Source organism: Halomonas sp. OfavH-34-E, from assembly GCF_024124525.1.
In the GTDB taxonomy this organism is placed as follows: Bacteria; Pseudomonadota; Gammaproteobacteria; order Pseudomonadales; family Halomonadaceae; genus Halomonas; species Halomonas litopenaei.
Window position 1 is genome coordinate 1 of the sequence record NZ_JAMXRY010000087.1, and the last position, 8,741, is coordinate 8,741.

Annotated in this window: 10 protein-coding genes; all 10 read left to right on the forward strand. The window is 65.7% G+C overall.

The genetic code is table 11. From position 1 onward, the window contains the following. Window positions 1–1,075 (forward strand): urea ABC transporter permease subunit UrtB (urtB, locus tag NH448_RS22575; RefSeq protein WP_253029514.1); only part of this gene is annotated, 1,075 nt, incomplete at its 5' end. Between the two features lie 3 nt (window positions 1,076–1,078). Next, window positions 1,079–2,254, forward strand: a complete 1,176-nt coding sequence (gene urtC, locus NH448_RS22580) for an urea ABC transporter permease subunit UrtC (RefSeq protein ID WP_045992500.1) — start codon at window positions 1,079–1,081, stop codon at window positions 2,252–2,254. Next, window positions 2,251–3,084, forward strand: coding sequence for an urea ABC transporter ATP-binding protein UrtD (gene urtD, locus NH448_RS22585; RefSeq protein ID WP_045992499.1), 834 nt, complete (start codon window positions 2,251–2,253; stop codon window positions 3,082–3,084). The genes urtC and urtD overlap by 4 nt, the downstream gene beginning before the upstream one ends. 139 nt (window positions 3,085–3,223) lie before the next feature. Beyond that, the gene (gene urtE / locus NH448_RS22590; RefSeq protein WP_253029515.1) at window positions 3,224–3,922 is read left to right on the forward strand and encodes an urea ABC transporter ATP-binding subunit UrtE; all 699 of its coding nucleotides are present in this window, start codon (window positions 3,224–3,226) and stop codon (window positions 3,920–3,922) included. Window positions 3,923–4,178: 256 nt separating this feature from the next. Then, window positions 4,179–5,102, forward strand: a complete 924-nt coding sequence (locus NH448_RS22595) for an urease accessory protein UreD (RefSeq protein WP_253029516.1) — start codon at window positions 4,179–4,181, stop codon at window positions 5,100–5,102. Between the two features lie 61 nt (window positions 5,103–5,163). Beyond that, window positions 5,164–5,466, forward strand: a complete 303-nt coding sequence (ureA, locus tag NH448_RS22600) for an urease subunit gamma (protein WP_045992496.1) — start codon at window positions 5,164–5,166, stop codon at window positions 5,464–5,466. Between the two features lie 74 nt (window positions 5,467–5,540). Beyond that, window positions 5,541–5,894, forward strand: coding sequence for an urease subunit beta (locus tag NH448_RS22605; protein ID WP_045992495.1), 354 nt, complete (start codon window positions 5,541–5,543; stop codon window positions 5,892–5,894). After that, window positions 5,891–7,594 carry an urease subunit alpha gene (gene ureC / locus NH448_RS22610; protein WP_045992494.1) on the forward strand — a complete coding sequence of 568 codons (1,704 nt, stop codon included), beginning with the start codon at window positions 5,891–5,893 and terminating at the stop codon, window positions 7,592–7,594. The genes NH448_RS22605 and ureC overlap by 4 nt, the downstream gene beginning before the upstream one ends. Window positions 7,595–7,649: 55 nt before the next feature. Then, window positions 7,650–8,297, forward strand: coding sequence for an urease accessory protein UreE (gene ureE / locus NH448_RS22615; RefSeq protein WP_108448797.1), 648 nt, complete (start codon window positions 7,650–7,652; stop codon window positions 8,295–8,297). Beyond that, window positions 8,297–8,741 (forward strand): urease accessory UreF family protein (locus NH448_RS22620; RefSeq protein ID WP_290442941.1); only part of this gene is annotated, 445 nt, incomplete at its 3' end. The genes ureE and NH448_RS22620, both read left to right, overlap by 1 nt.

The window sequence follows — 8,741 nt, forward strand, 5'->3', positions numbered from 1 at the left end:
CCTGGAGCAGGCCATCGCCATCGCACGGGTCGAACAGGGGGACGTGGCGGCGGTCGAGGCGCTGTCCGGTAGCCTCAATGGCCAGGCCAGGGCCGCGCTGATGCAGGCCAGCCGCAGCGACGATGTAGCGCTGGCGGAAGCTGCCCAGGCGGCGCTGGCCGAAAGCGAGCAGGCGCTCAAGCTCAACCGCGCCGCCGAGACGCTCTACTTCGGTCTGTCGCTGGGCTCGGTGCTGGTACTGGCGGCGATCGGCCTGGCTATCACCTTCGGCGTCATGGGGGTGATCAACATGGCCCACGGCGAGCTGATCATGCTGGGGGCCTACACCACCTGGGCGATGCAGCAGCTGTTGCCGGGGCAGCCGGGGCTTGCGCTGCTGCTGGCGATTCCGGCGGGCTTTCTGGTGGCGGCGCTGGTGGGTGTGGCCATCGAGCGAGGCGTCATCCAGTTCCTCAAGGGGCGTCCGCTGGAAACCCTGCTGGCGACCTTCGGCGTCAGCCTGATCCTGCAGCAGCTGGTGCGCACCCTGATCTCACCGCTCAACCGTACCGTGGTGACGCCCGAGTGGATGAGCGGCTCGCTGGTGATCAACGAGGCGCTGTCGCTGACCCTCAATCGCCTCTATGTGCTGGGCTTCGCCATCCTGGTGTTTGCCGCCCTGATGCTGGTGATGCGCCGCACCCGGCTGGGGCTGGAGGTACGCGCGGTGACGCAGAATCGTGCCATGGCACGCTCCATGGGCATTCGCGCGACCCGCGTCGACATCCTGACCTTCGCGCTGGGGTCGGGGGTGGCTGGCCTTGCGGGGGTGGCGCTGTCACAGCTCACCAACGTCGGTCCCAACCTCGGCCAGAACTACATCATCGATTCCTTCATGGTGGTGGTGTTCGGCGGGGTCGGCAATCTGTGGGGCACCCTGGTGGCGGGGCTCTCGCTGGGGGTGATCAATCAGGTGCTGGAGCCCTGGGCCGGGGCGGTACTGGCCAAGATCCTGGTGCTGGTGTTCATCATTCTGTTCATTCAAAAGCGCCCGAGGGGACTCTTTCCCCAGAAGGGCCGCGCGGCGGAGGGCTGAGCGATGCCATCATCCCGACTATGGCTGGCTCGCCCGTTCGGCGAGCGGTCGACCCTGATCTTCCTGGCGGTGCTCGGTGCCACCATGGCGCTGGTGGTGGCGGCAAATCTGCTGCTGGCGCCGGAGCACCCGCTGCACGTCTCCACTTATACCGTTACCTTACTGGGCAAGTACCTGTGCTATGCGCTGCTGGCGGTGGCGGTGGATCTGGTCTGGGGTTACCTGGGGATTCTCAGCCTGGGCCATGGCGCTTTCTTCGCCCTCGGCGGCTACGCGATGGGCATGTACCTGATGCGCCAGATCGGCGACCGCGGTGTCTACGGCGATCCGCTGCTGCCGGACTTCATGGTATTCCTCGACTGGGACAGCCTGCCCTGGTACTGGCTTGGCTTCGACATGGCCGGTTTTGCCTTTGTGATGGTGCTGCTGGCGCCGGGCCTGCTGGCGCTGGTGTTCGGCTTCCTGGCGTTCCGTTCGCGGGTCACCGGGGTCTACCTGTCGATCATCACCCAGGCGCTGACCTTTGCGCTGATGCTGGCGTTCTTCCGCAACGAGATGGGCTTTGGCGGCAACAACGGCCTGACCGACTTCAAGGAACTGCTGGGCTTCGACCTGTCCGCCGACGCCACACGACTGGGGCTGTTTATCGCATCCGGCGTAGCGCTGGCGCTGGGTTTCCTGCTGTGTCGAGCCATCGTGGTCAGCAAGCTTGGGCGGGTCTGCGTGGCGGTGCGCGACGCCGAGTCCCGCACCCGCTTTCTCGGCTACCGGGTGGAGCGCTATCAGCTTTTCGTGTTCGTCGTCTCGGCCATGCTGGCCGGGGTCGCCGGCGCCCTCTATGTGCCCCAGGTGGGCATCATCAACCCCAGCGAGTTCTCGCCGCTGTTCTCCATCGAGGTGGTGGTGTGGGTGGCGCTGGGTGGCCGTGCCACCCTCTATGGCGCGGTGATCGGTGCGCTGGCGGTGAACTACGCCAAGAGCGTGTTCACCGGGGTGATGCCGGAGGCCTGGTTGTTCGCGCTCGGTGCGCTGTTCGTGCTGGTGACGGTGCTGCTGCCCCAGGGCATCGCCGGGCTTTTGTCACGCTCTCGCCAGCAAGGCAGCGACGATGACAGTGACACGCAAACCGACACGCCAACCGACACGCTGGATGCAACCCCCAGGGAGGCCACCTCATGAGCTTTCTTCAGAGCCTGGCCGATCGCGATCGGGTCTTCGACTTCCTGGTCCCGGAACAATCGCCGGTCGACGTACGCCACGGCCCGATCCTCTATCTCGAGGACGTGTCGGTGAGCTTCGACGGCTTCAAGGCCATCAATGATCTCAACCTGACCATCGACGACGGCGAACTGCGCTGCATCATCGGCCCCAACGGGGCCGGCAAGACCACCATGATGGACATCATCACCGGCAAGACGCGCCCGGATCAGGGCAGCGTGTGGTTCGGCAGCCGCCACAACCTGTTGACCAAGAACGAGCCGGAGATCGCCCGGCTCGGCATCGGACGCAAGTTCCAGAAGCCCACGGTGTTCGAGGCGCTGACGGTGTTCGAGAACCTCGAGCTGGCGATGGCCATGGACAAGAGTCTGTGGCCGACCCTCAAGGCGCGCATGACCGGGGAGGTGCTGGCGCGAATCGAGGAGGTGCTCGAGACGGTGGGCCTGGCGTCGCTCAGTCGCCGCCAGGCGGGCATCCTGTCCCACGGACAGAAGCAGTGGCTCGAGATCGGCATGCTGTTGATGCAGCGCCCTCGACTGTTGCTGGTCGACGAGCCGGTGGCGGGGATGACCGAGCAGGAGATGGAGCGTACCGCAGAGCTGTTGTTGAGCCTCGCCGGCAAGCACTCGGTGGTGGTGGTGGAGCACGACATGGGCTTTGTGCGTTCGATCGCCCGCACGGTGACGGTGCTGCATCAGGGTTCGGTACTGGCCGAGGGCAGTATGGACAAGGTGGCAAGCGACCCCAGGGTGATCGAGGTCTACCTGGGTGGCGACGAGGAGGCGGCATGATCGGACTGGAGCGGGTACCTCAGCAGTCTTCGGTAAGAGCGCTGTACTGGGCGGACGGCGCATCCCGCGGCAGGCTGGCCACGCTGTGGGCGAAGGTCTGCGGCCGGTGGGCGCGAGAGACAGGCAAGGAGGTGGATCGATGCTGAGCATTCGCGGGCTCAATCAGTTCTATGGCGAGAGCCATACCCTGTGGGATCTCGATCTCGACGTGCCCAGGGCGGCCTGTACCTGTGTGCTGGGTCGTAATGGCGTCGGCAAGACCACCCTGATGAAGGCGATCATGGGCGAGGTGCCGATCACCGGCGGTGAGCTTCACTACGCCGACGGTGTCGCGCTGGAGAAGCGTCGCCTCGAGGATCGCTCACGCCTGGGCGTGGGCTATGTGCCCCAGGGACGCCAGATCTTTCCGCTGATGACGGTGGAGGAGAACCTGCGCACTGGCCTTGCCGCCCGTGGTGATGGCCTGCGCCAGGTGCCCGAACGGATCTATGAGCTGTTCCCGGTACTCAAGGAGATGCGTCACCGGCGTGGCGGCGATCTGTCCGGCGGTCAGCAGCAGCAGCTGGCGATCGGGCGCGCCCTGGTGATCGAGCCGAAGCTGTTGATCCTCGACGAGCCGGGGGAGGGCATCCAGCCCAATATCGTCGCCCAGATCGGCGAAGTCATCCGTCGGTTGATCGCCGATGATGGGCTGACCGTGCTGCTGGTGGAGCAGAAACTGCCCTTTGCCCGTCGCTTCGCCGACCACTTCGCCATCCTCGATCGCGGGCGGAGAGTCGCCGTCGGTGATATCGGTGAGCTCGACGACGCCGTGGTGAAGCACTACCTGACCGTCTGAGCGGTAGCGCGTCAATCAGGATGAATCGCTGCACATCAATGGTGCGCAATCGTAAGGTTGCGCACTTTTTTTGTGCGCGACCAAAGGCGTGCTTTTCTCTGGTGCAATCCTTGGTTGTTCTATAAGAAATTGAAAATTAAGTAGAAAAATAGAGATTCGAGAAGCTGGTACGGGGCTTGCACCTTGATTGGGCAATGGTGGTGGCCTTTTTTACTTTCGCTTGCCACGCCGACTCGACGGACCGCCCGGGAGAGCCATGAGCGCGCAGACAACACAGGATTCGACCGATCGGCACGGCCATCGCTTCGACGCGGGACGGCGCTGGGAGGCCAGCCTCGATCTCGGCTTTCGCCATGATGGCCAGGCCACTCGCCTCTATCGGGTGGATCATCGCGGCCCCCTGCGGGTGCAGCGTCCCTTCTACCCCGAAGGCCGCGACGGCACCTGCCACGTCTATCTGCTGCATCCCCCGGGGGGGCTGGTCAGCGGCGATATCCTGGATATCCAGGCGCGGGTGGGCGCGGGCGCGCGGGCGCTGCTGACCACACCGGCGGCCAACAAGCTGTATCGGGCCGACCGCAACGCCGTGGCCTGGTCCCAGCGCACTCATCTGGTGGTCGAGGAGGGCGGGCTGATCGAGTGGTTGCCCCAGGAAACCATCGCCTTCGACGGCTCGCGAGGGGTGCAGGCCACCGAGATCGAGCTTTCCGGCAGCGCCCGCTGCCTGGGCTGGGAGGTGCTGGCGCTGGGCCGGCCGGCCAGTGATCTGCCGTTTGCCAGCGGCCACCTCGAACAGCGCTTCCGGTTATCCCGGGACGGACGACCACTGTGGATCGAGCGCCAGCCCCTCGACCCTGACCATCGTCGTTTTCACGGCGCCTGGGGGCAGCGAGGGTGCAGCGTCCAGGCAACCCTGTGGGCGGTCGGGCTCGAAGACGAGTCCGCGGCGATCGAACGTCTGCGCCAAGGGTTGGGGCAGGGAGGGAATGACCTTGCCGGCAGTCCCGGCGCTGGTGAAGCCGAGCGCTGGGCCGTCACCGTACGTGATGGCGTCCTGCTGCTGCGCTACCTCGGTCACTCGCGGCGCGAGGCCTGGTCGCTGTGCGAGGCGGCCTGGACGTTGCTGCGTCCGATGCTGATGGATCGCGAGGCCTGTGTGCCACGCATCTGGTTTACCTGAATGTCATGCCGGGCGGGACAGGCGACCCCTGGCCACCCTGACCAACATCGAGGATGAAAGGATGGAGCTGACACCGCGTGACAAGGACAAGCTCTTGCTGTTTACCGCTGGCCTGGTGGCCGAGCGGCGACGCGCCAAGGGGCTCAAGCTGAACTATCCCGAGGCGGTGGCCTTGATCAGCTGCGAGATCATGGAGGGTGCCCGGGAAGGCCTGAGTGTGGCCGAGATGATGAGCCGAGGGCGCCAGATACTGGGGCGTGACGAGGTGATGGAAGGGGTGGCGGAAATGGTCGACGAGGTGCAGGTCGAGGCCACCTTTCCCGACGGCACCAAGCTGGTAACGGTGCACAACCCGATCTCGTGACGCTGCCAGGCCCCGGCTTGATCCGGGGGCGACGCGACAGGCTCATACGCTGATACCAATAGGGAGGGCGCGGGATGATCCCCGGAGAATACCAACTGAAGGACGGTGACATCGCCCTGTGCGAGGGTCGCGACAGGGTCACGCTGGAGGTGGCCAATCGCGGAGATCGACCGATTCAGGTCGGATCCCACTATCACTTCGCCGAGACCAACCCGGCACTGGCGTTCGATCGCGACAGGGCGCGGGGCTTTCGTCTGGACGTGGCCGCCGGCAGCGCGGTGCGCTTCGAGCCGGGGCAGAGCCGTGAGGTCACCCTGGTGAGCTTCGCCGGACGTCGTCATATCTACGGCTTTCGCGGTGAAGTCATGGGCGCGCTGGACGATGCCGGTGCACCCAGCGGCGACAGCGGCCAGGAGGACGCCCGATGAAGATCAGTCGTCAGGCTTATGCCGACATCTATGGCCCCACCGTCGGAGACCGGGTGCGCCTGGGAGACACCGAGCTGTGGATCGAGGTAGAGAAGGACGCCACCCACTACGGCGACGAGGTCAAGTTTGGTGGTGGCAAGGTCATTCGTGACGGTATGGGGCAGAGCCAGCGTCTCGACCAGACGGTGATGGACACCGTCATCACCAATGCCCTGATCCTTGACTGGTGGGGCATCGTCAAGGCCGACGTGGGCCTTCAGGCGGGTCGCATCGCCGCCATCGGCAAGGCCGGCAATCCAGACACCCAGCCGGACGTCACCATCGTGATCGGACCCGGCACCGAGGTCATCGCCGGCGAGGGCAAGATCCTCACCGCCGGCGCCATCGACGCCCACGTGCACTTCATCTGTCCGCAGCTGGTGGACGAGGCCCTGGCCAGCGGCATCACCACCATGCTGGGGGGCGGTACCGGGCCTGCCACCGGATCGAACGCCACCACCTGCACGCCGGGGGCCTGGCACATCCATCAGATGCTCAAGGCCTGCGACAGCCTGCCGATGAACATCGGTCTGCTCGGCAAGGGCAACGCCAGCCTGCCTGAGGCGCTGGAGGCCCAGATCGAAGCGGGCGCCATGGGGCTCAAGCTGCACGAGGACTGGGGTACCACCCCGGCCTCCATCGATACCTGCCTGAGCGTGGCCGAGCGCTACGACGTTCAGATCGCGATCCACACCGACACCCTCAACGAGTCCGGTTTCGTCGAGGACACCCTGGCGGCGTTCAAGCAGCGTGGCATCCATACCTACCATACCGAAGGCGCCGGGGGCGGCCACGCACCGGACATCATCACCGCCTGCTCGAAGGACTATGTGCTGCCGTCGTCGACCAACCCGACCCGGCCCTACACGGTGAACACCGTCGACGAGCACCTGGACATGCTGATGGTGTGTCATCACCTCGACCCCAATATTCCCGAGGACGTGGCTTTCGCCGATTCGCGCATTCGCCGCGAGACCATCGCCGCCGAGGACATCCTGCATGACCTCGGCGTCATCTCGATGATCGCCTCGGATTCCCAGGCCATGGGACGCGTCGGTGAGGTGGTGTGCAGGACCTGGCAGACCGCTCACAAGATGAAGGTGCAGCGTGGTTTACTGCCGGAAGATCAAGAACGTGGCGCCGACAACCTGCGTGCCCGCCGCTATGTGGCCAAGTACACCATCAACCCCGCCATCACCCACGGCCTGGCCGATGAGATCGGTTCAGTCGAGGTGGGCAAGCTTGCCGATCTGGTGCTGTGGGATCCGGCCTTCTTCGGCGTCAAGCCGGCGCTGGTGCTCAAGGGGGGAATGATCGCCATGGCCCCCATGGGCGACCCCAATGCCTCTATCCCGACACCCCAGCCGGTGCACTACCGTCCGATGTTCGGGGCGCTGGGCCAGGCCGCCGCGGCGACCCGGGTGAGCTTTGTCTCTCAGGCCGCGCTGGATGCGGGGCTCAAGGATCGGCTGGGGCTTCAAAGCCGCCTGGTGGCTTGCCGGGATGTGCGTGCGGTGCGCAAGGGCGACATGAAGCTCAATGACCGTTGCCCGGATCTCAAGGTCGACGCCCAGACCTACGAGGTCACCTGCGATGGCGAGCTTCTGACCTGTGAACCGCTGGACGTGCTGCCGTTGGCCCAGCGCTATCACCTTTTTTGAGTCAGCGATGATGACGGTTTTCGACAGTGCCGCTGACAGTACCAAGGAGTCATCCATGAGTTCGCTATTGTCGCTGACCCGCCGGCTCGGGCCGTTGCCCGTCGGCGATGGGCAAGACGGCGTCCAGGACACCCTGACCCTGAGCTACGACGATCGCATCAAGGGGCGCCTGCGGGTGACCCTGGACAGCGGGCGTGCGGCGGGTCTGTTTCTCGAACGCGGTCCGGTGCTGCGCCACGGCGACGGTCTTCAGGCCGAGGACGGCAGCCGCGTCCGGGTCATCGCTGCGCCGGAACCGGTGGTGACCGCCTGGGTAGCGCCGGGGCCGGACGCCGGCCTTGCGTTGGCTCGGTTGTGCTACCACCTGGGCAACCGCCACGTGACCCTCGGTATCGGCGAGGGCGAGTACCAGGGTGACGCCTGCTGCTACGTGCGCTTTGCGCCGGACCATGTGCTGGAAGAGCTGGCCGAGCGGCTTGGTGCGCGGCTCGAGCACCACCAGGCGCCGTTTGATCCCGAGCCGGGCGCCTACACCATGGGTGGGCATTCGCATGGTCATTCGCACAGCGATTCTCATGACCATGACCATGACCATGGGCACGGGCATTCGCACGGGCATGGCCATTCACACGGCTCGCCACATGGCTCTTCACATGGCTCCTCACATGGCTCCTCACACAGCCACGCTCAGGGGATCACCTGATGGCCGGGATCGAGTCTGCGTCACAGGCGCACGATGATCTGGCCCTGCTGGGGCTGCTGCAGCTGGTCAGCCCGGCGTTGCCGATCGGCGCCTTCGCCTGGTCCCAGGGGCTCGAGAGCGCCTTCGAACTGGGCTGGGTTCACGATGAAAAGAGTCTTGGCGACTGGCTCGAGGGCGTGCTGGAGGATGGCCTGGCGGTGGCGGAACTGCCTGCCCTGGCGCGACTCGTCGAGGCCTGGCAGCAGGGCGACGAGGATAGGGTGGCGCATTGGGACTGCTGGCTGGGGGCGGTACGCGAGACCCGAGAGCTGCGCGAGGAGGATCGCCAGCTGGGCGCGTCGCTGGTGCGCCTGATGCGCAGCCTGGGGCTGGCGCCCGAAGCCGGGTTGCCTGACGAGCCTGGCTATGTGACCGCCTTCAGCGCCCTGGCGGTAGCCCGCGGGT